The organism is Actinomycetospora chiangmaiensis DSM 45062, assembly GCF_000379625.1.
Taxonomy (GTDB): domain Bacteria; phylum Actinomycetota; class Actinomycetes; order Mycobacteriales; family Pseudonocardiaceae; genus Actinomycetospora; species Actinomycetospora chiangmaiensis.
The window spans coordinates 1-23,899 of sequence record NZ_KB903223.1 but is presented as its reverse complement, the minus strand read 5'-3'; the positions used below and the strand labels follow the sequence as shown (position 1 = coordinate 23,899).

Genomic DNA, 23,899 nt, shown 5'->3' with positions numbered 1-23,899 from the left:
GTGCCGACCGTGACCCGAACCGGTCCGGTCACGACGATGCCGCTCCCGGCGGTACCGGGGGAAGGGCCGGAGGTCCCGTACCGCAGCGGTCAGGCGTCGGCCGGGCGGACGACGACGGTCCGGGGCCGGACGGCGGCGCCCGGAGCGTGCCAGGGGCACCGGCTCCGCCGGGTGGTGTCCACCGACGCCACCCCCGGGACGTCGCGGGCCACCAGCGTCGCGATGTGCTGCTCCACCGGGTCGTCGACGTCGTCGCAGAGCACGACCCGGCCGCCGGCGACGTGCACCGCCCAGCGCGGCCACCCGACGTAGTTCTCCAGCCGGCGCGCGACCGCCACGGCGACGGCGGCGTCCGACCGTCCCCGTGGGCCCTCGTCCCCGTCGACCATCGCCCTCTCCTCCGTGTCGTCCCTCCCTCTCCCCCGTTCACCCTCGTCGTCCGCGTCCGCCCGGCCGAGGGCCGCCCGGTCCGTTCCGTCGGGTACCTCGACCCGGGCCCCGCCGGTCCCGGGGCCCTCGGTCCTGCCCGTCTGCGGTCCTTCGCCCCTGATCAGCGGCATGGGAGCCGCCGACACTCGGCCGTCCAGGACGCCCGGAGGGAGCGCTCGACCGTGACGACCATCGGGGTGCACCTCGCCTGCCCACAGGATCACGGCACCGTGCTCGCCGGTCGCTACGCCGTCGGTGCCCTCCTCGCCACGGGCGCCGCCCACTGCGTGCACGAGGGGCGCGACGGCGTCCTGCGACGCCCGGTCCTGCTCACGCTCGCGGTCGGGCGGGGCGCGCCGCCGGACCCCGACCGGCTCCCCCTGCCCCCGAGCGTCCGGCTCGGCCGCGGGCCGGGGCTGGGCGAGGTCTTCGACGGCGGCCGGGACGAGGACACGCTCTACCTCGTCGCCCAGCGCCCGGAGGGCGACACGCTCACCGTCCAGCTCCGCGCCGGTCCGCTGCCCGCCGAGTCGGTGCGGGAGATCGGCACGCGGGTGGCCGTCGCGCTGCGACCCCTGCACCGTGCGGGCACCGCCCACGGCGCCCTCGGCCCGCAGGTGGTGACGTGGGGCCCGTCGGGAGTGGTGGTCGGCGGGGTCGGGACCGGCGAGTGGCTGGCGCGGTGGGCGGGCGCGGTGACCGTGCCCCCCTTCGCCGCCCCCGAGACGGTCCGAGGTGCGCCCCCCGAGCCGGCCGCGGACGTCTACGCCCTCGGCCGCACGCTCACCGCCGCGATCGGGCCGTCGCGGGACGACCCCGACCTGCGCCGGACGCTCCGCGCGATGACGGCCCGCGATCCCGCGGCCCGCCCCGACCTCGACGCCGTCGTCCGGCGGTTGGGTGCACCGCCGCCGCCCGATCACGGGTTCCACCGTCCCGCCCGCCGACGGACGGCCCTCGCCTCCGCGGTGATCTCGTTCGTATGCGCCGCGTCCCTCGCGATCGCCGGACCCCGCCTCGCCGCGGGCCACGACGCCGCCGGGATCGCCACGCTCGGGATCGACGTGGCCGGGATCGACGGGGCCGGGATCGCCCTGCCGGTCGAGGCGATCCTCCCGGTCGTGGCCGTGCCCGACCCTCCGGGCCCGGTCACCACGACGGCCGCACCGCGCCCGGCCCGAGCGGCCCTCGTCGTGGGGTCGCGGATCCCGGCCCCGGAGCACGGCGCCATGTCGCCGCCGGCCACGCCCCCCGCGTCGGTGCGGCCCCGGCCGGCGACCACGAGGACCGCACCGGACCCGAGGGCGAGCTCCGCACCGGACCCGAGGGCGAGCTCCGCCCCGCACCCCATCGCCGCACGGACCGTCACGCCGACCGTCACGCCGTACAAGGACCCGGACCCGGCGACCGACCCACCGGTCGACTCCCCCGCCGGCTCCCCCACCACGACGGCGCGAGCGACCACCGGCGGGGACCCTCCGGTCACGTCGACGACCCAGGCGCCCCCGACCACCCGGCACACCCCCACCTCCCGCCACCGCACGAGGCCGTCGACCCGGGCCCGCATTTCGACCCGCTCGGCCACCCAGGGCCCGCGGTGACCGCCGACGCCGCCGTGCGGGACGCCCTGCGGACGGCCCTGGGCGACGCCGTGTTGGCCCCGTCCGAGGAGAACACGCAGCCCTGGCGGTGGCGGCTGCACGGCGAGGTCCTCGACCTGCGGGCCGACCACGCCCGTCGGCCGCCCGCCGCCGACGGCCGGTCCCTCGGACTGTTCCTGGGCTGCGGCGCGGCGCTGGCCCAGCTGCGCATCTCGCTCGCCGCCGCCGGCTGGTGCGCCCGGGTCCGCCACGGCTCCGACCGCGACGAGGACCATCCCCTGGCCCGGGTGACGGTGTCCGCCGCCGACGGTCCGGTCGATCCGCGCCTGCGCCGTTGGGCCGCCGCCATCCCGACCCGCCGGACCGACCGGCGCCGCTTCTCGGGCCGGGAGGTCGCCCCCGACGACGTCGAGCTGCTCATCGAGGCCGCCCGGCCGTTCGGCGGCACGCTGCACCTCATGATCGGGGCGGCGCGCCGCGCGGTCCTGGACGCCGCCCGTCGCGCCGACCGCGCGCAGCTCGCGCGCGACGAGTACGCGGGCGAGCTGCAGCGCTGGACGCACCGGCTCGCGGGCGCCCGGGACGGGAACCCGGGCGCTCCGGCCCCGCACCCCCGGGACCTGCGGACGTCCGCGCACGCGATCCTCGACCAGTACGACGCCGCGCAGGTGTTCCTGCTCGCCGCCCAGGCCGACGACCCCGTGTCCGTGGTCCGGGCCGGCGAGTCGCTGGGCGCGGTCCTGCTCGAGGCGGAGTCGTTGCGGCTCGGCGTCACGCCGTTCACCCACGCGCTCGAGGTGGCGGGCGTCCGGGTGCGGCTCCAGCGGCTCGCCCTCGGTGCCCACCGGCTCCCGGTCGTCGCGCTGCGCGTCGGCCGCCCCCTGCCGCACGCGGCACCGATCCCCGCGACCCCGCGGCGCCCGCTCGAGCAGGTGCTCGTCGAGGAGCCCTGACCGTCACCGCGTCACCCCGTCACCCCCCGGTCGCGGCCGCGGTGGAAGGCCAGCCAGTCGGCGTCCCACTGCCGCAGCCGCCTCCGGTCGAGCCACCACCGCAGCACGGCGACGAGCCCGGACAGGACCGCCGCGGCGGTGCCGAGCAGGAGTGCGACGAGGACCAGCCCCTGCACCACGGCGTCCGCCTCCGAGGCCGGGTTCCGGACGCGGTGGCCCGCCCCGTCGACCCACATCGGCCAGCGGCGGCCCGGCGCGGTGCCGACCGAGGTGACGTCGCCGGTCGCGTGGACCGACCCGTCCGGCTCGGTCCAGGCCACCGTCACGTCGAGCGCCCCGGACGACGCACCGTCCGGGGACCGGGAGGCTCGCTCCCGGACGGCCGTCACGGTGCCGACGACGTGGTGCGCGACGGCGCGGGCGTGCGCGGCGTCGTCGCGCACGCCCTGGCTCCGGGAGCTCCCGGCGACGAGGACGAACGGCACCGCGAGGGTGAGCAGGGCCAGGGCGATCCAGCGCGCCGCCGTCTCGACGCAATCCGACCGGCGCCGCAGGGCGCTGCGGCGCGGCAGGAACGCCGTCCTGACGCGGTCGGGCCACCTGCCCCGCCCCGAGGTCCTCATCCCCGTCTCCCCTCGCACCGTCCCGGCGCCAGCCTGGCGTGAGGACCGGGGGCGGCGGCAGGGCCCAGGGTCGCGCTCCGACGGGACGCCCGGCCCCCGTGGCCGCCGCGGGGATTCGTGGAGATCCGCACGGCGCCGCGCCGCCCGCTTCGGGACGTCCGGCCCTGGCCCGGTCCGGCGGGCGGGGCGATCATGCGCTCCCCGCACGAGGAGGTGACCCGTGGAACGCCTCGCCCGGCAGGTCCGCGAACTCATCGTGGCGGCGGACCACTACCGCCAGACCATGGCGGCCGGCCTGCACATCGGCATCAGCGAGTCGGCCGTGCTCGGCCACCTGCTCCACAACGGTGCCCAGACCCCGTCGCTGATCGCCGCGCGTGTCGGGCTCACGGCGGCGAGCACCACCGCCCTGCTCGACCGCCTCACCGGAGCCCGGCTGGTGCTGCGCCTGCCCAACCCGACGGACCGGCGCAGCGTCCTCGTCGAACTCACCGACCTCGGCCGGGCCGCGATCGAGGAGATGTACACGATGTTCGCCCTCGACATCGACAGCGCCCTCGAGGAGGCCGATCCCCGGCTGCGGGACGACCCGGACCTGCGCGGCGTCGTCGGCGACCTGCTGGGCCGGATGGCGGCGGCCCTGCGCGAACGCAGCGGGGACCGACGCGGGATCGAGGAGTCGCTGCGCCGCAGCCGGGAGCACGACGGCGAGCCCGGTCCCGTCGAGCCCGCCGGCGGATAGCCGCGACATCGGATGATTTCGCGTCGTGCGGCCGAACGGCAGGCGCCGCGGCGGCCTCCGAGGTCCTACCGTCGGGGACGGTCGAGGTGGTCGACTCTCCCCCCGGGTTCGCGCCGCGACCGCCGCCGGCCGTCCTGACCGTGCTCGTCCTCTCGCCGGGACCCCCGGTCAGGGCGGCCCCGCGGCGTCCGGTCCCGACGGCGACGTCCGGAACCCGCGCAGCGCCGTCTCCACGCCGAGCCGGTCCCCCGCCCGGCGCCGCAGGCTCGCCGCGATCGCGCCGAGCAGCCCCCCGACCGCGGCGCGCAGCGTCGGGTCGTCCTGCAGGCGGGGGTCGGCGCGCTCCAGCGCGTTCCCGATGTCCTCGGCGAACAGCAGGTAGAGGCAGAGCACCACGTCGAAGCCGCCGTCGGTGAGGGCGACGAGGACGCTGCGCCGGTCGGTCGGGTGCGGCTGCCGGGCCACCCACCCGGCGTCGGCGAGCCGGTCCACCAGCGCCGTCGTGCTGGTGCGGGAGAGCCCGGTGCGCGCGGCGACGAGGCTGGGCGGGCGGGGCCCGTTGTGGAGGAGGAACTCCAGCGCGGACGCCTCGACCGGTGACAGGCCGGCGACCGCCGACACGCTCTGGCGGTAGCGGTCGGCCGCCACGACGAGGTCCCACACGTGAACCGTCAGTGTCTGCACCGCCACCCCCGCCAGGTCCGCCCGGACCCCGACGAGCGTGGCCCCACGACCGGCCGGGCGCCAGGGTCGGACGGCCCCGCGCGCGGCCCCCGCAGCTCCGCCGTCGGGTGGAGACAGGGTGGAGACGGGTGGAGACCGGGTGTCCCGCACGGCGTCGGGGTCCAGACTCGGGGGCGTGACCGCCACGACCACCGCCCGTCGGGAGCCGCCGCCCCGCACGGCGTTCTCGACCGCGGGCGTGCCGCGCGTCGACGACGACGCCCGGGCCCGCCTCGGGGAGCGACTCCGCCCCCTGCTGTGGCTCGGACTGGTGGCCGGCACCGTCTGGCCGCTGACGGCCGCCTCGACCGTCGCCGCCGTGCTCGTCCTCGTGTGCGCCGCCTGTGCGGTCGCCGCCGCCCGCGATCCCCGCATCACCACGGAGGCCGCCGAGGGCGACCGGTGGCGGACGGCGCTGCTCTCGCTGTGCGCCGTCGTGGGCCTCGTCGCCACGGCGCTCGTCCCGGTCGGCGCGGCGTACGCGACGGTGTTCGTGGCCGCCGGGCTCATCGGGCGCATCGTCCTCGACGCCCGGCTCGTCCACGGCTTCGCCGCCGTGTTCGGCGTGGCGCTGTCGGTCGTGTTCGCGCTCACGGTCGGGTCCTGGTGGGGTCTGTTCCTCGGTCTGGTGGTCCCGGTCCTGGCCTCCCAGGCGCTGAACCGGGCCCGGCTGCACCGCGAGCACGCCCGCGTCGTCGCCCTCCTCGCCGAGCGCGACGCCCTGCGGGAGGCCGAGCTCGTGGGCGCGGCCGCGCAGGAGCGCGCCCGCATCGCCCGCGACCTGCACGACGTCCTCGCCCACAGCCTCTCCGGGCTCTCCCTGCACCTGCAGGCGATCCGGGCGGTGCTGGCGAAGCGGCTCGGGCCCGACGACGCCGTGCTGACCTCGGTCGACACCGCCGCCGACCTCGCCCGGTCCGGGCTCGCCGAGGCCAAGCAGGCGGTCGCCGCACTGCGCGCGATGCCGGCCCCGACCGCGGCGGACCTGCGCTCGCTCGCCGACGGCCACGGTGCCGCCCTCACCGTCACCGGCGACCTCGACGCCGTCGGGGAACGCCTGCGCGAGGCGGTGTACGCCACGGCCCGCGAGGCCCTGACCAACGCCGCCCGCCACGCACCCGGGGCGCCGGCGGCCGTCACCGTCGAGGTCGCCGACGACCTCGTCCTGGCCGTGACCAACGCCCACCCGCACCCGGCGTCGGGAATCGGTGGCGGCGGCGGGAACGGGCTGGTCGGGCTGCGCGAACGCGCGGCCCTCGTCGGGGGGACGCTCGCGGCCGGTCCCGACGACGACGGGTGGCGGGTGACGCTGCGCGTCCCGCTCCCGGACCGGGTGGCAGGGTGAGCCCGTGATCCGGATCGTGCTGGCCGACGACCAGGCGGTGGTCCGCGACGGCCTGTCGATGCTGCTCGGTGCGGCGGACGACCTCGAGGTGGTCGCGACCGCGAAGGACGGGACCGAGGCCGTCACCGCGGTCGTCCGGGAGCGGCCCGACGTCGCCCTGGTCGACCTGCGGATGCCGGGCCTCGACGGCGCGGCGGTGACGGGCGAGGTCGCCGCGCAGGCGCCCGACGTGCGGGTGCTCATCCTGACCACCTACGCCGAGGACGACGCCGTGCTCCCCGCCATGCGCGCCGGGGCCGCCGGGTACCTCACGAAGGACACCACCGGCGAGGCGTTGTGCGCCGCGATCCGCACCGTCGCCGCCGGCGGCTCCGTCCTGGACGCAGCCGTGCAGCAGCGGCTGGTCGCGCTCGCGGGCACCCCGCCGTCCGCCCCGGTGATCCCCGACGGGCTCACCGCCCGCGAGGTGGACACGCTGCGCCTGGTCGCGCAGGGGCTGTCCAACCAGCAGGTCGCGTCGAAGCTGTTCGTCAGCGAGGCGACGGTGAAGACGCACGTCAACCACCTCATCTCCAAGCTCGCCGTCGACGGCCGCCCTGCGCTCGTCGCGTGGGCGTGGCGCAACGGCGTGACCTGACGCGGTGTTCCCACCGTCGTGACCGGGACCGCGACCGACCTGCGCGCCGCCCTCGTCGACGACCTCGACGACGGGTTCGCGGCCGTCGTGCGCACCTACCAGGGTCTGCTCCTCGGCACCGCGCTGCGGCTGACCGGCGACCGGCCCGCCGCGGAGGACCTCGCCGCCGAGGCGTTCCTCCGGGCGTTCCGGGCGTTGCGCGACTACGACGCCGGACGGATCGCGGCCCTCGAACTCCGGGGCTGGCTCGTCACCGTGCTGCTCAACGAGCACCGCAACACGATCCGGACCGCGACCCGGCGCCCGGCGCTGTCCGGGGTCCCGGTCCCGGAGCGGGCCGCGCCCGACCCGGGTCCGGCCGACGTCGCGACCCGTGCCGACCCGGCCCTCGCGGCCGCCCTCGCGGCGCTGCCCGCCGTCCAGCGGGACGCCGTGGTGCTGCGCCACGTCGCCGACCTCGACGTCCCCGGCGTCGCGGCGGCCCTCGGCGTCGGCGAGGGCACGGCCCGGTCCCACGTCTCCCGCGGGCTCGCGCGCCTGCGCACCCTGCTCGCCCCTCCCGATCGGAGCGCCCCATGAGCGACCCCCTGCTCGCCCGCCTCGACCCACCCGACGTCGGGAAAGACCTGACCCCGCGGGTGGTGGACACCTTCGCGACGACGAGGGGGCCGCTCGGCGAGGTGCTCGTCGCCCGGTCCGCCGAGGGCGTGACCTACGTGCGCCCGGTCGACGACGACGCCGACCACACCGGCTTCCGCGCCGAGTACCGGCGCCGGCTCGGCCGACCGCTGCTCCCCGACGACGGCCCGGTGCCGGCGATCGACGCCCGCACCCGGGTCGACCTGCGCGCCTGCTCGCCGTTCGAGCGGGACGTGCTCGACGTGACCGCCTCGATCCCCGCCGGGCAGACCCGGCCCTACGGCTGGGTGGCGCGGGAGGTCGGGCGGCCCGCGGCCGTCCGTGCGGTCGGCACCGTCCTCGCCCGCAATCCGGTGCCGCTGATCGTGCCGTGCCACCGGGTGACGAAGGCCGACGGCTCGCTCGGCCGCTACATGCTCGGCGAGGCGGCGAAGGCTCGCCTGCTCGCCGCCGAGGGCGCGGACCTCGGGCGCCTCGCCGCCTTCACGACGGCGGGGGTGGTGCTGATCGGGAGCGACACGACCGGGATCGCGTGCCTGCCGTCGTGCCACCACGCCCGCCGGATCACCGACGCCCACCGGGTGCCGTTCCGCTCCGCGGCCGCCGCCCGGGAGGCGGGCTACCGGGGCTGCCGCGTGTGCCGACCCGGCGTCTGAGCCCGCACCGGTTGTTCACGTTCGCCCCGCACCATCACCGGCTTCGCGACCTTCGACGTCGACCCCGGGACCGCAGGCGGGCAGACGTCGATCGCCGTCACCTACCAGGCGGTGGTGGGGCCGTACGGGCGCACGGTCCCGGTCGACCGGTTCGAGCTGCGGAAGGCGCGCGCGTAGCCCGGCCCGTCAGAGGGTGGCGCCGCCGTCGACGGTGAGGGTCTGTCCGGTGATCGCCCGGGAGGTCACGAACCCGACGACGGCGGCCGCGACGTCCTCGACGGTGGTCTCGCGGCCGACGATCGCGCTGGTGGCGAGCTTCCGGCCCTGCTCCTCCTTGCCGGCCCACCAGCGCGTGATGACCAGGCCGGGCCACACCTCGTTGACCCGCACGGGCGCGAGGGCGTTGGCCAGGGCACGCGTGAGCCCGGACAGGGCCGCCTTCGAGACGACGTAGGGCACCGAGGAGCCGCGGCCGGAGTCCACCGAGGCGCTGCCGACGTTGACCACGCACCCGTCGTCCGCGGCCCGCAGGTCCTCCGCGCACGCCGTCACGCAGTGCCACGCCGACAGCGTGTTGAGGCGGAAGAGCCGTTCGAAGATCTCATCGGTCGCCGCGTCGAGGTCGGTCAGCGGGATGTGCTCGGTACCGCCCGCGTTGTTGACCAGCACCGTGACCGGCCCGAGTGCCGCGCGGACGTCGGCGGCCGTCGCGCGCACGGACGCCTCGTCGGTCACGTCGGCGCGGAACGCCCGGGCCTCACCACCCGCCGTCGTGATGGCGTCGACGGTCGCCTGCGCGTCGTCGGCCGAGCGGCTGTAGACCACGGCGACCGGGTGGCCGAGACGCGCGAGCGCCTGCGAGATCGCCCGCCCGATCCCCGTCCCGCCGCCGGTGACCAGTGCCGTCATGGGCCCTCCCCGTCGCTCCGCCCGCCTCGACGCGATGATCGTGGCGTGCCCGTGACGATCCGACCAGCCGAACCCGCCGACGTCCCCACCCTCGTCCGCTTCGTCCACGAGCTGGCGGCGTACGAGCGCGAACCGGAGTCGTGCCTGCTCACCGGGGACCAGCTGCACGACGCGTTGTTCGGGGACGCCCCCGCCGTGTTCGCGACCGTCGCGGTGCAGGGCGACGGGCTCGCGGGCGCCGCGATCTGGTTCCTCACCTACTCGACGTGGACCGGGGTGCACGGTGTCCACCTCGAGGACCTGTACGTCTCCCCCGACCACCGCCGCCACGGGGTGGCCCGGGCGCTGCTCGCCGACCTCGCCCGCACCTGCGTCGACCGGGGATGGGCGCGCCTGGAGTGGGCGGTGCTCGACTGGAACACCCCGGCGCTGGACTTCTACGCGACGCTCGCGTCGGAACCGCTGGACGGTTGGACCACCCACCGCGTCGACGGGGCGGCCCTCACGGCGCTCGCGGGACGTTAGCCCGTCCACCGCAGGGAGCATCGGCGATCGTCCGCCCCGACACCGCCGGACGTCCGTACTCGACACCGCCGGACCACCCACATGGGTTCGCCTCCGCGGAACCCGGGCACAGGAATTCCGCGAGGTCGGTGGAGGGAGTCTGTGGTGGACGGGACCGTGCTCACGATCGTCATCATCGCCGTGGTGGTGATCGTGCTCGGCGTGGTGCTGCTCGTCGTCGCCCGCTACCGGGCGCGGGCGACCACCGCGAAGCTGCGCAGCCGGTTCGGCGAGGAGTACGACAAGGTGGTCTCCGAGTACGGCAAGCGCGACGGCGAGAAGGAACTGCGCGCCCGGCTCAAGCGCCGCCAGGAGCTGGAGCTGCGCGACCTCGGGGCCGACGAGCGCGACCGGTACGCCCGGGCGTGGGAGAGCGCGCAGGCGACCTTCGTCGAGAACCCGCCCACCGGGCTGCGGGACGCCGACCTGCTGGTCCAGCAGGTGATGCGCGACCGCGGCTACCCCTCGGAGCGGTTCGAGGAGCGCGAGAAGCTCGTGTCGGTCGACTACCCCGACCTCGTGGAGCACTTCCGCTCCGCCCACTCCGTCGCCGTCGCCGACGAGCAGACCGACCAGTCCCTCGAGGACCGCCGCCAGGCCATGGTCGACCACCGCTACCTGTTCGACGCGCTGCTCGGCGGCGGTGACGCCCAACGGACGCGACGGCTGTGACCCGGCCGTTTACCTCCGAACACGACGGCGCGGCGGACCCCGTCGTCCTCGGTGACCGCTACGAGCTCGTCGAGCTGGTCGGGCGGGGCGGCATGGCGGAGGTCCACCGGGCCCACGACCGTGACCTCGGCCGCGTCGTCGCGGTCAAGCTGCTGCCGGAGGACCGGCGCGGCGACGACACCGACGCCCGGCGCCTGCGCGACGAGGCCCGGGCGGCCGCCGTGCTGAACCACCCGCACGTCGTCGCCGTGCACGACGTCGGGACGTCCCCGCACGGCGTGTACGTCGTCATGGAGCTCATCACCGGCCGCACCTGGGGCGCCGCGGTGCGGGACGGGGAGCGGCCGGGACTCGTCGAGGCGGCACGGGTGGGCGCGGCCGTCGCGTCCGCGCTGGCCCACGCCCACGAGCACGGGATCGTCCACCGCGACGTCAACCCCGAGAACGTCATGCTCCTCCCCGACGGCACACCCAAGCTGATGGACTTCGGCATCGCGAAGACCGAGAACGTCCCGGGGCTCACCGAGACCGGCAAGGTGGTCGGCACCGTCGCCTACATGTCGCCCGAGCAGGTCCGCGGCGAGCGCCTCGACGGCCGCTCCGACGTCTACTCGCTGGGATGCTCGCTCTACGAGGTGCTCACCGGTCAGCCCCCGTTCCGCGGGGTCGGCGCCGCCGAGGTGGCCGCCCAGCGGCTGCGCCAGCCCCCGGTCCCGCTACGTCAGCTGACCCCGTCGATCCCCGTCGGGTTCGAGGACGTGGTGCTGCGCGCGATGGCGCTCGACGCCCGCGATCGGCCGGACGCCGCCGCGCTGGCCGACACCCTGGGCGACCTCGCCGAGCGCTACGCCGCCCCGGCGCCGGAGGCGACCACGGAGGTCATCGACGCCGAGCCGCACGACGCGTCCGGGCGGACCGACGACACCGCAACCCCGTCCCCCGACACCCCCTCGCGGGGTTCGGGGCTCCGGACGGCCGGCGCGATCCTGGTCGTCCTGGGCGTCCTGGCGCTCCTCGCCGTCGGGGTCCTGCTCGCGACGCGCTGAGCGCCGGTCACCGCAGCGAGATCTCGCGGGCGAACACGACGGTGTTGTCGCGGTAGCTGCGCACGGCCTCGTCGAAGGAGCCGCTGCAGGTGATGAGGCGCAGTTCGGGCCCGGCGGTGCCGGCGTAGACCTCGGTCGTGGGGAAGGCGTCCTTCGGGAACGCGCGGGTGGCGTACACCGCGAACGTCGCGGTCCGCCCGTCCTCCCGGGTCACCGCGACCGTGTCCCCGGGAGCCAGCGCGCCGAGCCGGAAGAACACCGACGGCCCGTTCTCCGCCGAGTCGATGTGCCCGATGATCACCGACGGTCCCTGCTGACCGGGGGTCACCGAGTACCGGTACCAGGCCGCGAGGTCGTACAGCGGTCCCTTCGCGGGGACCTCCATCGTCCGGTCGGGGTTCAGGCCGACCGACGCCACGCGCGAGTCGACCCCGATCTTCCCGACGACGATGCGCACGGGCGGCGACGGTGGCGGCCCGGCCGGGGTGGTGGGCGTGGCCGTGACGGAGCTGGGCGGCGGGGCCGGCAGCGCGCCCGCGTCCTGCTCGACCGGGGCGTGCTGCTGCAGCGCCACGCCCGCGATCACGGCCCCGATCCCGACGACGGCGAGCAGCGCCGCCACCACGAGCAGCACCACCCGCCGTCGGGGGGTGGACGGCGCCGACGCCGCGGCGTCGGCACCGTCCGGTCCGGTCGTCAGGCCCGGTCCCGGGCACGACGACGGGTCGCGGCCACCGTGACCCCGCCGGCCGCGAGCAGCGCCACGCCGCCGAGTCCGAACAGCTCGGGGTGCTCGACCCCGGCCGTGCTGCCGCCACCGGTCTGCACGCCCCCGGACGGCGTCTGGCTCGGCGCCCCACCGGAGCCGTTCGAGCCGCTGCCCGAGCCGGTCCCGGACCCCGAGCCACTACCCGAGCCACTACCCGAGCCACTACCCGAGCCGCTGGTTCCGCCCTGGCCGTTCGTGCCGGCGCCGGTGCCGCCCGCGGCACCCCCCGAGGCCCCGCCGGCTGCACCGCCCGCGGCGCCCGGCTGCCCCGGTGCGGGCGACGCCCCGGGCTGAACCGGAGCGGCCGGCTGCGCCGGAGCCGCGGGGGCACCCGACGAGGCGGGGGCGGACTGGCCGGGGGTCGGCGCTCCCGGCGTCGCAGCGGGTGCGGACCCGCCCCCGGAACAGGCGGTCAGGGCCCCGATCGACAGTGCGGCAGCGGCGGCGGTGTAGCCGATGCGTCGTCCCGTCATGCGCGACATGGCTCCTCCTCGATCTCGGTCGGATCACGATCGGGAGCTTCATACCCACTTCACGCGCCGATACCCGACGAGGAACACGAATGTCGGGCAACCGATCGGCCCCGGTCGGTCAGCGGTCGCTCTGCTCCCCCGCCTCGACCGCGACGTCGAGGACGTTGTCCGCCGGCGGCAGCGGGCAGGTGGCGAACGCGGTGAGCGCGCAGGGCAGGTTGACCGTGCGGTTGAAGTCGAGGACGAGCGTGCCGTCGGCGCCGGGGTCGCCGGTCCGCAGGATGCGGCCGCCGCCGTAGGTGCTCACCCCGCTCGTCGCGTCGCGGAAGTGCAGCGAGAGCCCCGCGCCCTTGCCGGCGAGCGCGACCAGGCGCTGCTCGGTGCCCTCGAGGGTGAAGGTGACCGTGCCGACGGCGGTCGGGAAGTGCTGCAGCCCGTCGACGACCGCGCCGACCGTGATCCGCTGCGGCTCCGGGTAGGCCTCGAACCGCCCCGTGACCACCCAGCGCTCCTCGACCGGGAAGCTCGGGACGCCGGTGAACGCGTGCCGGGTGGACGCCTGCGGGTCACGCACGCGCAGCGCGTAGGAGTCGGTGCGCCGGGCCAGCTCGACGACCCGCTCCCCCACGCCGACCAGCACCCCGGGCGCCCCGTCGACCGGGGTCACCGTGGCCGTGCCGTCGACGGTCGCGCCGTCGACCACGACCCCGTCCGCCGCCGAGGCCGTGATCTGCACGGTGCCGTCGCCCGGCGCCCGCCACGTGCCCGGGAGATCGGTGATCACCTGTTCCGAGTCGTCCAGCCACTCCAGCGCGGTCAGCGAGAGCCAGCCGTGCGGCTCGCGCAGCGTGGCCTCGCGCTCGTCGTGCCAGCGCTGCCAGTCGGTGGTCAGGTCCTCTGCGACGCTCGTCATACCGGGTGCAACCTCAGGCCGGCGACGACGATTCCGCGCGCCGAGGCTTCCCGTCGCTCCGCTCGCCCGTCATCCCTTCCCGTCGCTGCGCTCGCCCGTCATCCCTTCCCGTCGCTGCGCTCGCCCGTCATCCCTTCCCGTCGCTCCGCTCGCCCGTCATCCCTTCCCGTCGCTGCGCTCGCCCGTCATCCCTTCCCGTCGCTGCGCTCGCCCGTCATCCCTTCCCGTCGCTCCGCTCGCCCGTCATCCCTTCCCGTCGCTGCGCTCGCCCCGCAGCCGCGCGATCGTGCCGCCGGCCAGGAGGGTCGCCCGTTCGCGGGGCGCCAGCCGCAGCCGCAGCCGCACCTCGCGCCCACCGTCGACGGTCGCGGTCACCTCCTCGGCGCCCGACTCCACGGCGTCGCGCAGCCCCTCGACGGTCCAGATCTGGTCGTTCTCCGCCCGACCGTGGTCCTCGGCGTCGACGAACTCGAGCGGCACGATCCCCTGCGCGATGAGGTTCGCCCGGTGGATGCGCGCGAAGCTCGCCGCGATCACGGCGCGGGCCCCGAGGTACAGCGCGGCCTGGGCCGCCTGCTCGCGGGACGACCCCTGCCCGTAGTTGTGGCCGCCGACGATCACGCCGTGCTCGCGCTGCAGGGCCCGGTCGTGGAACTCCGGGTCCTGGCGCAGGAACATCGAGCGGGCGCACTCCGGGATGTTCGACCAGTCGCTCATGCCCATGCCGTCGGGCGCCATGTCCCCGGTGGAGACGTCGTCACCGACCACGATGAGCACCGGGTCGTCCAGCCGGTCGGGCACCTGGGCCCCGGCCGGCGGCGACACGATGTTCGGCCCGCGGACCACCTCGACCTGCGCCGCCTCGTCGTCGGGAAGGGGCGCGAGGATCTGGTCGTCGACCCGCCGCGGGTTCATCGACGGCGGGTCGACCGTCGGCACCTCGCCCAGCTCGCGCGGGTCGGTGATGACCCCGTGCAGGGCGGTCGCGGCGGCGGTCGGCGGCGAGCACAGGTAGACCTCGTCGCCCGCGGTGCCGCTGCGGCCGGGGAAGTTGCGGTTGAACGTGCGCACCGACGGCTTGCCCGCGCTCGGCGCCTGGCCCACCCCGATGCACGGGCCGCAGACCGGCTCGAGCATCCGCGCGCCCGCCGCGACCAGCTCCGCGTACACCCCGCCGCGGGCGACCCGGTCGAGGATCTGGCGCGAGCCCGGCGTCACCGTCATCTCGATCGCCGGGTGCACGATCTCCTCGCGCAGCACCGCGCCGACGATCGCGAGGTCCTCGTAGGAGGAGTTCACCGACGACCCGACGCACACCTGCACCACCTCGGTGCCCGCCACCTCGCGCACCGGGACCACCGACCCCGGCGACGACGGGCACGCGATCAGCGGCTCCAGGTCGCCGAGCTCGATCACCTCGTGCTCGTCGTAGACCGCGTCGGCGTCCGCGGCCACCTCGGCGAAGTCCGCCTCGCGCTCCTGCGCCCGCAGCCACGAGCGCACCTGCTCGTCGGCGGGGAACACCGCGGCCAGCGCACCGAGCTCGGTGATCATGTTGCAGATCGAGCCGCGCTCGAGCACCGACAGCGCCGCTGCACCCGGGCCCGTGAACTCATAGGCCCGACCCTGCCCGCCGCGCACCCCGTGCCGTCGCAGCAGCTCGAGGATCACGTCCTTGGCCGCCACCCACGGCGGCAGCTCGCCGCGGAGCTCCACGTTCACGACGGCGGGTGCGGCGGTCGCGACGCCGTGCCCGGCCATCGCGACGGCCACGTCGAGCCCGCCCGCGCCGAACGCGACCATCCCGACCGCGCCCGACATCGTCGAGTGCGAGTCCGCCCCGAGCAGCAGCGCGCCGGGCCGGGCGAAGCGCTCCAGGTGCACGTAGTGGGAGATGCCGTTGCCGGGCCGGGAGAAGTGCAGGCCGTAACGGGCCGCGAACGTCCGCAGGTAGCGGTGCTCGTCCATGTTGCGGCCGTCGATCTGCAGCACGTTGTGGTCGACGTACATGACCGACGGCGACACCGCGACGCGGTCGACCCCGAGCTCCTCGAACTGCAGCGCACACATCGAACCCGTGGCGTCCTCGATGAGGACCTGGTCGACGTCGAGGACGATCTCCGCGCCCGGCGTCAGCTCCCCCTCCCGGAGGTGGTCGGCGAGGATCCGCCTGATCAGGTTCTCCGGCACGACCGCTCCTTCTCGACGACACTGCCGACATGACCGACCCCGCCGCGCGGCGCCTCGTGGTGGCGGGTGCCCTGCGGCTGCACGTGATGCGGCGGATCGGCCCGGTCGGGCTACCCCGGGATGCCGATCACGACGCGCTGCTGGGGGCCGCGCGCGCCCTCGCGGAGGGGGTGGACACGGTCGCCGGACTGCAGCGGGTCGGGTTCGACCCGGCCTACCCCGGCGACGGCGTGCCCGAGCGGGTCCGCCACGGGAGCCGCCTCGTGCTGCGCAGCCGGGTGGTCGACCACCTGGCCCGGGACGACGACGGCACCACGCTCGGCGTCGTGATGACCGTCCTCATCCCGGGGCGGGAGCCACAGGTGCAGATCAGCCCCGAGTTCGGCCCCGAGATCGGCCCAGGACTCAGCCCAGGGTGAACGGGTCGCGCGTGCCGCCCGTGAGCTCCACCCACACCGACTTGGTCTCGAGGTAGGGCTCCAGGCCGGCGTGGCCGTTCTCGCGCCCGAGGCCGGACATCTTGTAGCCGCCGAAGGGCACGCTCGGGGCGACCGCGCGGTAGGCGTTGATCCAGACCGTCCCGGCCCGGATCTTGCCGGCGACCCGGTGCGCCCGGTGCACGTCCTTGGTCCACACCGCACCCGCGAGCCCGTAGGGCGTGTCGTTGGCGAGCTTGATCGCCTCCTCCTCGTCGGTGAACGTCACCGCCGAGAGGACCGGGCCGAACACCTCCTCGCGGAAGACGGTGTCGCTCGGCTTGACGGTGAGCACCGTGGGCTTCACGAAGTAGCCGCCGAGCGCCTCCTCGGCCGACCCGCCGTACTGGATCGTGGCGCCCTCGTTCCGCGCGGTCTCCAGGTAGCCGAGCACCTTCTCGTACTGCGGCTTGTTCGCGACCGGACCCATCTCGGTGTCCTCGCCGAACGGGTCACCCAGCTTGATCTGCCCGGCGCGCTCGGCGACGAGACGGACGAGCTCGTCGTGGACGTCGGCGTGCACCACCAGGCGCGACCCGGCCATGCAGGTCTGGCCGGTCGCGGCGAACACCCCGGCGACGAGGCCGTTGGCGGCGGCCTGCAGGTCGGCGTCGGCGAACACCACCTGCGGCGACTTGCCGCCCAGCTCCAGGGTGACCGGGTTGAGGTTGTCCATCGCGGCGTGGCCGACCTTGATGCCGGTGGCGGTGGACCCGGTGAACGCCACCTTGTCGACCCCGGGGTGCGCCGCCAGGTGGCCGCCGACCTCGCCGCGCAGCGTCGTGACGACGTTGACGACGCCCGCCGGGATGCCGGCCTGTTCGATCAGTTCGGCGAATCCGAGGGTGGAGCCCGGCGCGTGCTCGCTGGGCTTGACGACGACGGTGCAACCTGCGGCCAGCGCCGGTGCGACCTTCCAGCTCATCAGCAGCAACGGGGAGTTCCACGGCGTGATGCAGGCGACGACGCCGACCGGCTCCCGCCGGGTGTAGACGAGGTAGTTCGGGTTCGGCGACGGCGGCTGCGCGCCCTCGATGGCCGTCGCGAGGCCCGCGTAGTAGTGGTACCAGCTGCCCAGCGCGTTGAGCTGGCCGAGCATCTCCCGGTAGAGCTTCCCGGAGTCGTTCACCTCGAGCCGGGCGAGCCGCTCGGCGTTGGCGGTGATGAGGTCGCCGAGCTTGCGCAGGCACGCCGCGCGGCCGAACGCCGTCATCGAGCCCCACTCGCCCTCGAAGGCGGAGCGGGCGGCCGCGACGGCGGCGTCGATGTCGTCGGTGTCGCCGTCGGGGATCACGGCCCAGCTCTGGCCCGTGTACGGGTTCTGCGACTCGAAGGTCTTCCCGGAGATCGCGTCGACGGGCTTCCCGCCGATCAACATGCGCAGTGTCTCGAGCTCGCTCACGGGGGCCTCCGGGTCGGCGACGACGTTGGAGGCGACTCTGCCAGCACCCACCGACAGTGTCGCCCCCGAAGACGGCGCGGACCGACGCCCCACCCTCCGTTCGGACGGGGTCGCGTGCCGGGGCCGTACGAGCCCGCTACCCGGGACGATCAGAGTGCCGTCCGCACCGCGTAGAGCTCGGGGAAGAACGTGAGCTCGAGGGCGCGCCGCAGGAACCCCGCGCCGCTCGACCCCCCGGTCCCGGTGCGGAAGCCGATGGTGCGCTCGACGGTCTTGAGGTGGCGGAAGCGCCAGAACTGCACGTTCTCCTCGATGTCGACGAGCTCCTCGCACGTCTCGTAGAGGTCCCAGTACCGGTCCGGGTCGGCGTAGATCGTGCGGAACACGTCGACCAGGCCCGCGTTCTCGACGTGCGCCTTCGTGAGGTCCCGCTCGAGCAGCTCCGGCGGGACCGGGTGGCCGCGCCGGGCGAGCAGGCGCAGGAACTCGTCGTAGAGGCTCGGCCGTTCCAGGGCCGCGGTGAGCACCTGCTGCGCCGTCGGGTCGTCGGCGAAGAGCTCGAGCATCGCGGCGTTCTTGTTGCCGAGCACGAACTCCACGGCGCGGTACTGGTAGCTCTGGAACCCCGACGACGTCCCCAGGAACCCGCGGAACTCGCCGTACTCGCTCGGCGTCAGGGTCGCGAGCACCGACCACTGCTCGATGAGCTGGCGCTGCACGTGCTTCACGCGTGCGAGCCGCTTGAGCGCCAGCGGGAGGTCGTCGTGGGCGAGGTCGTCGCACGCCGTCGACAGCTCGTGCAACGCCAGCTTCAGCCAGAGCTCCGAGGTCTGGTGCTGGATCACGAACAGCATCTCGTCGTGGTGCTCGCTGCGCGGGTGCTGGGCGGTGAGCAGCTCGTCGAGGTGCAGGTAGCGCCCGTAGGACAGGTTCTCGGTGAAGTCCCGGACGATCCCGTGCTCGAGGTCGCGCGTGTTGTCCCGCGTCATCGCTCGATCTCCTCGCCGCAGCGCGGGCAGGTTCCCGACGCCGGGTCGTCGGGATCGGGCATGGCCCCGCACGCGGGGCACAGCAGGTGGGCCCAGCAGACGGGGTCGCCGCCCTGATCCTCGGACATGGCACCCAGGGTGCCCCAGCACCGGTGGTCGGGAACGGGAAGACTCCCCCGCGTGCGCCTGGAGACACTGCTCCCGCTCGGCAAGGTCGACCCCGGGCTGCGGGCCCCGGAGACCCCGCTGGACCTGCACGCCGTCGCGGACACCGCCCGGTTCCTCGAGGACATCGGCTACGGCGGCATCGCCGTGGAGGAGACGAAGGACGACCCGTTCGTCGTCCTCGCGCTCGCTGCTGCGGCGACGCAGCGGCTCCGGACCACCACCGCCGTCACGATCGCCTTCCCCCGCAGCCCGACGGTGATGGCGCTGCAGGCGTGGACCCAGCAGAAGCTCTCGGGCGGGCGGTTCACCCTCGGGCTCGGCACCCAGGTGCGCGGGCACATCCGGCGGCGGTACGGCATGGAGTGGCACGCCCCGGCGCCGTGGATGCGGGAGTACGTCCAGGCCGTCCGCGCGGTGTGGGACACCTGGCAGCACGGGACGCCACTCGCCTTCGACGGCGAGCACTACCGGCTCGATCTCATGGTGCCGCTGTTCGACGCCGGACCGATCGAGCACCCGGACATCCCGATCCACCTCGCCGCGGTCAACCCGTACATGTGCGCCGTGGCCGGCGAGGTGGCCGACGGGATGCGGCCGCATCCGGTGTGCACTTCCAGCTACATCGCCGAGGTGATGCTGCCGGCGGTCCGGCGCGGGGCGGCCCGCTCCGGGCGGTCGCTCGAGGAGTTCCGCGTGTGCATGAAGCCGCTGGTCGCCTCGGCGCGGACGCCCGAGGAACTGGCGCGCAAGGTGGAGGACGCCCGCGCGCGGATCGCGTTCTACGCCTCGACGCCGGGCTACCGGGCCGCGTTCGACCACCTCGGGCTCTCCGACCTCGCCGGCGAGGCGAAGGAACTGTCGAAGGCCCAGCGGTGGGAGGACCTGCCGCGCATGATCGACGACGCGACGCTGGACCGGTTCGTGGTGATCGGGCTGCACGACGAGATCGGCGGCCGGCTGCTCGAGCGGTACGCCCCGGTGGTGACGGACGTGGAGTTCTCGATCGCGGTGCAGGACGACGCGGACCGCGAGACGCTGCGGTCGGTGGCCGCCGTGGTGCAGGGTGCCGACGACGCCGCGGCGCGGGCCGCGATCCTCGGGAAGGGAACCACCAGTGTCCGATGAGGTGCGGGTCGAGACGGCCGACGGCATCACCGTCATCACCCTCGACCGTCCGACGGCGTTGAACGCGATCAACTCAGTGGTCGCGACGGGGCTCGGCCGGGCCCTGCAGGCGGCGGACGACGACGAGGCGGTGCGCGCGATCATCGTGACCGGTACCGGGCGCGCGTTCAGCGCCGGCGCCGATCTCAAGGCGGTCGCCCAGGGCGACACGCTGTCCGACCCCGACCACCCCGAGTGGGGGTTCGGCGGGTTCGCGCAGCACGCGGTCGCCACCCCGACGATCGCCGCGGTCAACGGCCTGGCCTTCGGCGGCGGCTGCGAGCTCATGTTGTCCTGCGACCTCGCGATCGTCGACGAGAACGCCCAGCTCGGACTGCCCGAGGTCACCCGCGGCCTCGTCGCCGCGGCGGGCGGCCTCCTGCGGCTCCCCCAGCGCATCCCGCGCGCGGTCGCCCTCGAGATCGCGATGACCGGCGCGCCGATCACCGCCGCCCGCGCCTACGAGCTCGGCCTCGTCAACCGCGTCGCGCCGTCCGGGACCGCGCTGGAGGCGGCCCGGGCGATGGCCGCGACCATCGTCGGGAACGCGCCGCTCGCCGTCCGCGAGTCCAAGGCGCTGATGATCGCCGCCGCCCACCACGACGAACTCGGCGAGGCGGCCTGGGCAGCCAACGCCGAGACGCGCAAGCGGATCTTCGTCAGCGAGGACGCGAAGGAGGGCCCGCGCGCCTTCGCCGAGAAGCGCGCCCCGGAGTGGACCGGCCGCTGAGTCTCCCGCTCCTGCCGGCCCGGCCGGATCGTCCCGACCGTGCTGCGGTGGATGAACGTGATCGGGTCGGCTGTGGTCGGCGGTCGGCATCGCGGTGATCGTCGAGCGGGGCTAGCGTCGCCGTCCGTGCCCTCGGACCTGCCGTCGTTCGCCGCGTCGCGGGCGCTCGCCGAGACCCTGCTCGCGGACCGGCGGCCGGAGTGGTGGTGGCACACGCAGGCCGCGGCCCGGGAGGCGGTCCGGCTGGCGGACCTGCCGGGGGTGGACCGGGAGTCGCTGCTCCACGCCGCGGTTCTGCTCGACGTCGGCCGCTCCCCCGCCGCGGCGCGCACCGGGTTCCCGCCCCTGGACGCGGCCCGTTTCCTCCGCGCACGCAGCTATCCGGCGCGGGTGCTCGGGCTGGTCGCCCACCAGCTGGCCGCCGACGTCGAGGCCGAGCAGGTCGGGGTGGACCTCGAGGCGTTCGAGCGGGAGGACTCCCCCACGGTGGACACGCTCTGGTGGTGCGCCCTCGTCGCGGACGCTGCGGCCGCGCCCATCGATGCCTGCGACGGTCGGACCGACACAGAGGGCCGACGTCGGGACGCGACCCGCGGCGCGGTCGCCCGGACCCGCGCACGGATCGACGCCGCGGGGTGGCCCGTCGTCGCCTGAGCGGATCAGGCGACGGGGACGACCGGGCCGTCGAACCGGCCCCCGCGACCGGTCGCGTCCAGCGACGCCCGGTTGCCGTCGTGCGGAGTCCCCAGCTCGGGTGCGCTGCGACGGTCGAGCTCGTCGACCTGTTCCGGTGTCAGCGTCAGGGTCAGCGCGGCCAGGTAGTCCTCGAGGTGCGTGAGGGAGCGCGGACCGACGATCGGGAACGCGGGCGTGGCGAGGCGTCGGGAGCGTCCCAGGACCCACGCCGTCGCCACCTGCGCCGGGGTGCGGTCGAGTTCCCCCGCGAGCCGGATCACGGTGTCGAGCACCGCGGTGGTGCGGGCCGAGGACTCGGAGTGCACGAGCATCCCGAGTTCGGAGGCCCGCCCGAAGCCGTCGTGGCGGTACTTGCCCGTCAGCAGCCCGCCCCCGAGCGGGGACCACAGCGCCACGCCCAGGCCCAGCGCCTCGGCCATCGGGAGCAGTTCCCGATCGGCTCCGCGCTCGACGAGGCTGTACTCGGTCTGGATCCCCGCGACCGGCGGCCACCCGCGGACGTCCGCCAGCAGCGACGCCCGCGCCACCCGCCACGCCGGGAAGTTGGAGAAGCCGATGTGCAGGACCTTGCCCGCGTCGACCAGACCCGAGAGCCCGCGCAGCACCTCGTCGACCGGGGTCGACGCGTCCGGCCCGTGGACCCAGAGGACGTCGAGGCGGTCCGTGCCGAGCCGCCGGAGGCTGCCCTCGACCGCCGACCGCAGGCTCGCGCGCCCGTTCCCCGACGACGGCCGGGTCGGGTCGGCGCCGAACCCGAACTTCGTGGCGATCACGACGTCGTCCCGCATCGGCCTGACGATGTCCCCGACCAGCTCCTCGGACTGTCCGCCCTGGTAGACGTTCGCGGTGTCGATGACCGTGCCGCCCGCCTCGACGAACCGGTCGACGATGCGCCGCGCCTCGTCTGGTTCGGTGCCGTGTCCCCACCGGTGCCGAAGGTCCCGGTGCCGAGCGCAATTCGGGAGATCGGCAGCCCGGTCCTGCGGCCGAAGGTGGTGTAGCGCATGGGGAACTCCAGGGTCGAGCCGGTGCACGGTGTGCCGGCGAGCCTCGGCGCCCGAACTTGGCGTGCACTTGGCGTCCGCCTGCCGCCGCCGAACCCGCTGCGCGGCGTGATCTGCCCGCCCTCCGGGTGACATCGCCTCGTCACGACCCCGGCGAATGCTCCTCGCCCATGACCGCCGCACCCGAGCCCGTCGAGCTCGTCGTCACCGACACCACCACGGCCGCCTGGGAGGACTTCCCGGTCCCCGCGATCGACGCCGTCCTCGAGCACGTGCCGCTCCTCGACGACCCCGAGACCGGCATGATGCTGGTCAAGATGGTGTACCGGGCAGGGTTCACGAACCCGTGGCACACGCACCCCTGCGGGCACGGGATCTACGTGCTCTCCGGGACGTTGCGGACCCACCAGGGCACCTACGGGTCGGGCAGCTTCGTGTGGTTCCCCGAGGGTGGGTCGATGGAGCACGGCGCCACGGACGACGCCGACTGCACGTTCCTGTTCGTCACGAACAAGCCCTTCGACATCCATCACCTGCACCCGACGAACTGACGGTCAGACGAGCTGCCACGGCCGGTTGTGTCGTGGTGTTCGGGTGTGGTCGAGCCACTGCGGTGGGGTGAACCAGGGCTGGCGGTCGACCATCGCGACGGTCCAGCCGGCGTGGTGGACCAGGTCGTGGTGATAGCGGCACAGGCACACGAGGTTGTCGGGCGTGGTGTCGCCGTGGTCGGCCCAGTGGACGATGTGGTGGATCTCGGTGGTGTGGGCGCGTCGTCGGCAGCCGGGGAACGCGCAGTGCCGGTCGCGGTGGATGACAGCCCGTGCGGTGGCGGTGGGGATGGCCCGGGTCTTGCGGCCGACGTCGAGGACCTCGCCGTGGGAGCCGAGGACCATCGGGATGACGTCGGCGTCGCACGCCAACCGTCGGGCGGTCTCGGGCCGGATCCAGGTGGAGTCCCCGAGCAGCGCCAGAGTCTGGCTGGTGTCGGTGAGTTGGTGGCGCAGCGTGTCGTAGTCCAGTGTGACGGTGAGGGTGACCCGTTCGCGGCCGGGCAGGGTCATCGCCCCGGCGTCCGGTGGCGTCCACGGCGGGGGCGGCGGCGGATCGGGGTCAGCGCTGCCGGGCTCGGGTGGCGGGTCGGCGGCGTCGTCGACCTCGTCGGGCTGGACGTCGTCGTCGTCCGGCTCGGGTGCCGCGGGCCCGAAGGTGGCGGGCTCCGCCTCCCCGTCCCCGTCGAAGGCGTCTCCGGTGTCGGTGGGTTCGCGGTGGGCGGGAGCGCCGTTGCCGGGGAGGTCGTCGTCGGGGCCGGTGTCGTCGTGGTCGTCGAGGTCCGGGAGCGGCATCGACGCGGTGGGGCTGCCGGGGTGTTGTTCGGACTCGGGG

The 23,899-nt window shown here is 75.2% G+C and carries 28 protein-coding genes; 15 read left to right on the top strand and 13 right to left on the bottom strand.

All coding sequences use genetic code 11. From position 1 onward, the window contains the following. Positions 1-89: 89 nt before the first annotated feature. Positions 90-389: a hypothetical protein gene (locus A3CO_RS37470; protein WP_018332238.1), complete on the bottom strand. Its 300-nt coding sequence runs from the start codon at positions 387-389 to the stop codon at positions 90-92. 222 nt (positions 390-611) lie between these two features. Between A3CO_RS37470 and A3CO_RS37465 the strand changes: the two genes are divergently transcribed. Both A3CO_RS37465 and A3CO_RS0110690 read left to right on the top strand, forming a co-directional pair. Continuing rightward, positions 612-2,030: a serine/threonine-protein kinase gene (locus A3CO_RS37465; protein ID WP_026204478.1), complete on the top strand. Its 1,419-nt coding sequence runs from the start codon at positions 612-614 to the stop codon at positions 2,028-2,030. Continuing rightward, positions 2,027-2,983: an Acg family FMN-binding oxidoreductase gene (locus A3CO_RS0110690; protein ID WP_018332237.1), complete on the top strand. Its 957-nt coding sequence runs from the start codon at positions 2,027-2,029 to the stop codon at positions 2,981-2,983. The genes A3CO_RS37465 and A3CO_RS0110690 overlap by 4 nt, the downstream gene beginning before the upstream one ends. 11 nt (positions 2,984-2,994) lie before the next feature. Here A3CO_RS0110690 and A3CO_RS35660 read toward each other — a convergent pair whose 3' ends face one another. Further along, positions 2,995-3,606, bottom strand: coding sequence for an Rv1733c family protein (locus A3CO_RS35660; RefSeq protein ID WP_018332236.1), 612 nt, complete (start codon positions 3,604-3,606; stop codon positions 2,995-2,997). Between the two features lie 220 nt (positions 3,607-3,826). Between A3CO_RS35660 and A3CO_RS35655 the strand changes: the two genes are divergently transcribed. After that, positions 3,827-4,348 carry a MarR family winged helix-turn-helix transcriptional regulator gene (locus A3CO_RS35655; protein WP_018332235.1) on the top strand — a complete coding sequence of 174 codons (522 nt, stop codon included), beginning with the start codon at positions 3,827-3,829 and terminating at the stop codon, positions 4,346-4,348. Positions 4,349-4,516: 168 nt separating this feature from the next. Here the strand turns inward: A3CO_RS35655 and A3CO_RS39435 are convergent, their stop codons facing one another. Next, complete coding sequence (locus A3CO_RS39435) at positions 4,517-5,032, bottom strand: MarR family winged helix-turn-helix transcriptional regulator (protein ID WP_157647401.1); 516 nt, start codon at positions 5,030-5,032, stop codon at positions 4,517-4,519. 175 nt (positions 5,033-5,207) lie between these two features. Here A3CO_RS39435 and A3CO_RS35645 point away from each other — a divergent pair, with 175 nt between their 5' ends. The 4 genes from A3CO_RS35645 to A3CO_RS0110655 are packed head-to-tail and all read left to right on the top strand — an operon-like array spanning position 5,208 to position 8,348. Then, positions 5,208-6,416 carry a sensor histidine kinase gene (locus tag A3CO_RS35645; RefSeq protein ID WP_018332233.1) on the top strand — a complete coding sequence of 403 codons (1,209 nt, stop codon included), beginning with the start codon at positions 5,208-5,210 and terminating at the stop codon, positions 6,414-6,416. Positions 6,417-6,420: 4 nt separating this feature from the next. After that, positions 6,421-7,053 carry a response regulator gene (locus A3CO_RS0110665; RefSeq protein WP_018332232.1) on the top strand — a complete coding sequence of 211 codons (633 nt, stop codon included), beginning with the start codon at positions 6,421-6,423 and terminating at the stop codon, positions 7,051-7,053. A gap of 18 nt (positions 7,054-7,071) precedes the next feature. Beyond that, positions 7,072-7,632 (top strand): RNA polymerase sigma factor, encoded by a 561-nt coding sequence (locus A3CO_RS0110660; RefSeq protein ID WP_018332231.1) that lies wholly within the window; start codon positions 7,072-7,074, stop codon positions 7,630-7,632. Further along, positions 7,629-8,348 carry a methylated-DNA--[protein]-cysteine S-methyltransferase gene (locus tag A3CO_RS0110655; RefSeq protein ID WP_018332230.1) on the top strand — a complete coding sequence of 240 codons (720 nt, stop codon included), beginning with the start codon at positions 7,629-7,631 and terminating at the stop codon, positions 8,346-8,348. Before A3CO_RS0110660 ends, A3CO_RS0110655 begins: the two co-directional genes overlap by 4 nt. Before the next feature lie 186 nt (positions 8,349-8,534). On the opposite strand, the gene A3CO_RS0110650 is transcribed toward A3CO_RS0110655, so the two are convergent. Further along, positions 8,535-9,257: an SDR family NAD(P)-dependent oxidoreductase gene (locus A3CO_RS0110650; RefSeq protein WP_018332229.1), complete on the bottom strand. Its 723-nt coding sequence runs from the start codon at positions 9,255-9,257 to the stop codon at positions 8,535-8,537. A gap of 45 nt (positions 9,258-9,302) precedes the next feature. Between A3CO_RS0110650 and A3CO_RS0110645 the strand changes: the two genes are divergently transcribed. The 3 genes from A3CO_RS0110645 (at position 9,303) to A3CO_RS31440 (ending at position 11,539) form a co-directional block, all read left to right on the top strand. Continuing rightward, entirely contained in the window at positions 9,303-9,782 is a 480-nt protein-coding gene (locus tag A3CO_RS0110645; RefSeq protein ID WP_018332228.1) for a GNAT family N-acetyltransferase, read from the top strand. A gap of 144 nt (positions 9,783-9,926) precedes the next feature. After that, the gene (locus tag A3CO_RS0110640) at positions 9,927-10,493 is read left to right on the top strand and encodes a hypothetical protein (RefSeq protein ID WP_157647399.1); all 567 of its coding nucleotides are present in this window, start codon (positions 9,927-9,929) and stop codon (positions 10,491-10,493) included. Continuing rightward, positions 10,490-11,539, top strand: a complete 1,050-nt coding sequence (locus A3CO_RS31440; protein WP_018332226.1) for a serine/threonine-protein kinase — start codon at positions 10,490-10,492, stop codon at positions 11,537-11,539. Before A3CO_RS0110640 ends, A3CO_RS31440 begins: the two co-directional genes overlap by 4 nt. 7 nt (positions 11,540-11,546) lie before the next feature. Here A3CO_RS31440 and A3CO_RS0110630 read toward each other — a convergent pair whose 3' ends face one another. The 4 genes from A3CO_RS0110630 to A3CO_RS0110615 all read right to left on the bottom strand — a co-directional run bounded on the left by A3CO_RS0110630 (position 11,547) and on the right by A3CO_RS0110615 (position 15,884). Further along, on the bottom strand, positions 11,547-12,176 hold the full coding sequence (locus A3CO_RS0110630) for a class F sortase (RefSeq protein ID WP_018332225.1): 630 nt from the start codon (positions 12,174-12,176) through the stop codon (positions 11,547-11,549). 59 nt (positions 12,177-12,235) lie between these two features. Beyond that, complete coding sequence (locus A3CO_RS38010) at positions 12,236-12,790, bottom strand: hypothetical protein (protein WP_157647397.1); 555 nt, start codon at positions 12,788-12,790, stop codon at positions 12,236-12,238. A 109-nt stretch (positions 12,791-12,899) separates the two neighbouring features. Beyond that, complete coding sequence (locus A3CO_RS0110620; protein ID WP_018332223.1) at positions 12,900-13,694, bottom strand: DUF1684 domain-containing protein; 795 nt, start codon at positions 13,692-13,694, stop codon at positions 12,900-12,902. A gap of 243 nt (positions 13,695-13,937) precedes the next feature. Next, positions 13,938-15,884, bottom strand: coding sequence for an aconitate hydratase (locus tag A3CO_RS0110615; protein WP_018332222.1), 1,947 nt, complete (start codon positions 15,882-15,884; stop codon positions 13,938-13,940). A gap of 29 nt (positions 15,885-15,913) precedes the next feature. Between A3CO_RS0110615 and A3CO_RS35640 the strand changes: the two genes are divergently transcribed. After that, complete coding sequence (locus A3CO_RS35640; protein ID WP_018332221.1) at positions 15,914-16,303, top strand: hypothetical protein; 390 nt, start codon at positions 15,914-15,916, stop codon at positions 16,301-16,303. Here the strand turns inward: A3CO_RS35640 and A3CO_RS0110600 are convergent. The 3 genes from A3CO_RS0110600 to A3CO_RS39985 form a co-directional block, all read right to left on the bottom strand. Continuing rightward, positions 16,290-17,762, bottom strand: a complete 1,473-nt coding sequence (locus tag A3CO_RS0110600; RefSeq protein ID WP_018332220.1) for an aldehyde dehydrogenase — start codon at positions 17,760-17,762, stop codon at positions 16,290-16,292. The two genes, A3CO_RS35640 and A3CO_RS0110600, sit on opposite strands and share 14 nt — an antisense overlap. A gap of 149 nt (positions 17,763-17,911) precedes the next feature. Next, positions 17,912-18,751 (bottom strand): tryptophan 2,3-dioxygenase, encoded by an 840-nt coding sequence (kynA, locus tag A3CO_RS0110595; RefSeq protein WP_018332219.1) that lies wholly within the window; start codon positions 18,749-18,751, stop codon positions 17,912-17,914. Then, a complete protein-coding gene (locus tag A3CO_RS39985; protein WP_281167687.1) occupies positions 18,748-18,879 on the bottom strand; it encodes a hypothetical protein in 132 nt (43 codons plus the stop codon). The genes kynA and A3CO_RS39985 overlap by 4 nt, the downstream gene beginning before the upstream one ends. Positions 18,880-18,931: 52 nt before the next feature. Here A3CO_RS39985 and A3CO_RS0110585 point away from each other — a divergent pair, with 52 nt between their 5' ends. The 3 genes from A3CO_RS0110585 to A3CO_RS31430 all read left to right on the top strand — a co-directional run bounded on the left by A3CO_RS0110585 (position 18,932) and on the right by A3CO_RS31430 (position 21,467). Next, the gene (locus tag A3CO_RS0110585) at positions 18,932-20,044 is read left to right on the top strand and encodes a TIGR03617 family F420-dependent LLM class oxidoreductase (protein ID WP_018332218.1); all 1,113 of its coding nucleotides are present in this window, start codon (positions 18,932-18,934) and stop codon (positions 20,042-20,044) included. Beyond that, positions 20,034-20,813 (top strand): crotonase/enoyl-CoA hydratase family protein, encoded by a 780-nt coding sequence (locus A3CO_RS0110580; protein ID WP_018332217.1) that lies wholly within the window; start codon positions 20,034-20,036, stop codon positions 20,811-20,813. The genes A3CO_RS0110585 and A3CO_RS0110580 overlap by 11 nt, the downstream gene beginning before the upstream one ends. Positions 20,814-20,939: 126 nt before the next feature. Continuing rightward, positions 20,940-21,467 carry a hypothetical protein gene (locus A3CO_RS31430; RefSeq protein ID WP_018332216.1) on the top strand — a complete coding sequence of 176 codons (528 nt, stop codon included), beginning with the start codon at positions 20,940-20,942 and terminating at the stop codon, positions 21,465-21,467. Between the two features lie 5 nt (positions 21,468-21,472). Here A3CO_RS31430 and A3CO_RS34950 read toward each other — a convergent pair whose 3' ends face one another. Next, positions 21,473-22,648, bottom strand: a complete 1,176-nt coding sequence (locus A3CO_RS34950) for an aldo/keto reductase (protein WP_245561480.1) — start codon at positions 22,646-22,648, stop codon at positions 21,473-21,475. A 35-nt stretch (positions 22,649-22,683) separates the two neighbouring features. Here A3CO_RS34950 and A3CO_RS0110565 point away from each other — a divergent pair, with 35 nt between their 5' ends. Then, positions 22,684-23,064 (top strand): cupin domain-containing protein, encoded by a 381-nt coding sequence (locus tag A3CO_RS0110565; RefSeq protein ID WP_018332214.1) that lies wholly within the window; start codon positions 22,684-22,686, stop codon positions 23,062-23,064. Between the two features lie 3 nt (positions 23,065-23,067). Here A3CO_RS0110565 and A3CO_RS31420 read toward each other — a convergent pair. Further along, positions 23,068-23,899: HNH endonuclease signature motif containing protein (locus A3CO_RS31420; protein ID WP_211214440.1), on the bottom strand; the 832-nt coding region annotated here is incomplete at its 5' end.